Genomic DNA, 2324 nt, shown 5'->3' with positions numbered 1-2324 from the left:
GTAAGCGGTTAATTAACCCCACATTCCAATAAAAATCAGGCTTTGGCATAGTGCTTCTTTACAAAGGAGATGCTATGAATCAATTGCAAAAACATGACCACTGGACTCAAATACTGACTGAGTTCAAACAAAGCCAGTTGCCGATTAAACAATTTTGTACTGAGCGGTCAATCCACTATCAAACACTTTACTATTGGGTCAAAAAACTCAACAGTAAAGAGGCCAAGCAACAAGTTCAGCCAATTGTCTTTGACCAGGAAAGCGCTGATGTCGTGGTGCTATTATTACCTAACGGTATTCGCGCTGAACTCCCTTCGATGCTCAGTCAAACACAAATCAAACATTGGGTTGCAGCATTACAATGACTCCCACTGGTAACGTGTATTTAGTGTCGGGTGTCACCGACATGAGAAAGTCGATTGATGGATTATCACTCATCGTCGCGGATACGCTTGAAATGGACCCCTTTAGCCAGGCTTGGTTTATTTTCTGTAATCGGGGCCGCGATAAACTCAAAATCCTATTCTGGGATACCAATGGATTTTGGCTTTATTATCGTCGCCTCGAAAAAGGTCACTTTAAGTGGCCGGTGCCTAAATGTGATGGCGCTGTTCATATCAGCAAGCAGCAATTACAGTGGCTATTATCGGGATTAACCTTAGATAATCCTAAGGCGCATCGACCCATATTTGGACTTGAAGTGTGACGTTAAATGTTGATCGCAAATTCTACTTGAACGATCATTTTTCGCTGTCACACTAAGGATATTGATAACCACTTAAGCCCTGAGCCACCTTGACTGACCTACCTGATGACGTAGCACAACTCAAAGCCATGTTGCTGCAACTGCAAGCAAAAGAGCGTGCACAAGCAGAAGAAATTGCTGAGCTTAAAACGACAGTGCAACTGCTGGTTGAACAACTCAACTTAAGTAAATCAAAGCGCTTTTCATCACAAAGTGAAAAGGTCGCCAAGGGCACGTTTAACGAAGCTGAGCAGCAACATGCGTTGCCCAACGTAAATAAGAGCAAGGCTAAAACAGGCAGAAAACCATTACCTGAAGCGCTTGAGCGTGAAGTTTATCTGCACGAACTCAGTGCCCCTTGTTGTGAATGTTGCCAAACACCCCTTCATGAATGCGGTAAAGAAGTCAGCGAAGAGCTCAAAATCATTCCACAGAAAGTCAGCGTTATCCGTCATGAGCGTACCAAATACACGTGTCGTCAATGTGAGAAAACACACGTCAGCAATAAAGTCATTACGGCTCCTAAGCCTGCGAGCATGTTGCCTAAAAGCATGGGCAGTGCTGAAACGTTTGCGGCAATCGTCACGGCTAAATATGTTGATGCATTACCGCTCTATCGCCAGGTTGATATTTTAAATCGCTCCGGTATTGAAATCAGCAGAGGCACACTCGCAAATTGGTGTGTACAACTAGGTGATAAAGTCCAAATTATCATCGATGCAATGAAAGCCAAACTCCTGAATGAAAATCTGATTTGTGCCGATGAAACAACGGTGCAAGTGCTTCGTGAAGAAGACAGAAAGGCCGAAACTAAATCGTACATGTGGGTTTATCGCAGTGGTGAATTTGCAGAAAACCCAGCTGTTATTTACGACTATCAACCGAGTCGTGCAGCTGCCTGTGTAAAGGATTTCTTAACGGGATACTCAGGCTACCTCCTGACCGATGGCTACAGTGCTTACAATACGCTTGAACAGGTCACTCAAGCTGCTTGTATGGCACATGCCAGACGTAAATTTACCGATGCACAAAAAGCATCGCCTTCAAAAAAAGCAGGTAAACCCGAAAAAGCGCTCAGTTACATAGCCAAACTTTACGGCATAGAAAAGCAGGCAAAAAACTTAACCTCACAAGCGCGTCAACAGCTGAGAAAGCAACAAGCCGAACCTATCCTCAATGAATTTTACAATTGGCTAAACAGCCAACATGTTTTACCTAAAGGGGCATTAGGTAAAGCCATTAGTTACACCTTAAATCAATGGCCCAAATTACTGACCTATCTTGAAGATGGGGATATCAGTATTGATAATAATGTCACAGAGCGGGATATCCGGCCATTTACCACAGGGCGAAAAAATTGGATGTTCTCGACGTCGGTGGGTGGCGCTAAAGCCAGTGCGAATTTATACAGCCTGGTAATGACCTGCCGTGCCAATGATTTGAATCCCTACTACTATTTCCGTCATCTCTTTACGGAATTACCCAAGCGTGCACCATCAGATGAACTGTCTGATTTGCTGCCGTGGAATGTTGATTTAGGTGAAGCAGAATAACCTTCACCGGTTCATTGAGCGCTTAC

The 2324-nt window shown here is 43.9% G+C and carries 3 protein-coding genes; all 3 read left to right on the top strand.

Features of this window, described 5'->3' with window-relative positions; genetic code table 11:
• The first annotated feature begins 74 nt into the window (after positions 1-74).
• The 3 genes from tnpA (at position 75) to tnpC (ending at position 2298) form a co-directional block, all read left to right on the top strand.
• Entirely contained in the window at positions 75-365 is a 291-nt protein-coding gene (tnpA, locus tag IEW93_RS21655) for an IS66 family insertion sequence element accessory protein TnpA (protein ID WP_013785984.1), read from the top strand.
• Positions 362-706, top strand: a complete 345-nt coding sequence (gene tnpB / locus IEW93_RS21650) for an IS66 family insertion sequence element accessory protein TnpB (RefSeq protein ID WP_013785985.1) — start codon at positions 362-364, stop codon at positions 704-706. The genes tnpA and tnpB overlap by 4 nt, the downstream gene beginning before the upstream one ends.
• An 89-nt stretch (positions 707-795) precedes the next feature.
• The gene (tnpC, locus tag IEW93_RS21645) at positions 796-2298 is read left to right on the top strand and encodes an IS66 family transposase (protein ID WP_013785986.1); all 1503 of its coding nucleotides are present in this window, start codon (positions 796-798) and stop codon (positions 2296-2298) included.
• The last annotated feature ends 26 nt before the right edge of the window (positions 2299-2324 follow it).

The organism is Shewanella inventionis, from assembly GCF_014641855.1.
Lineage (GTDB): Bacteria > Pseudomonadota > Gammaproteobacteria > Enterobacterales > Shewanellaceae > Shewanella > Shewanella inventionis.
This window is presented reverse-complemented; position numbering and strand designations above follow the sequence as displayed.

Excerpts from the sequence above, each read along its gene's own strand:
- tnpA (WP_013785984.1), top strand. The coding sequence starts at position 75 with ATGAATCAATTGCAAAAACATGACCACTGGACTCAAATACTGACTGAG.
- tnpB (WP_013785985.1), top strand. The coding sequence starts at position 362 with ATGACTCCCACTGGTAACGTGTATTTAGTGTCGGGTGTCACCGACATG.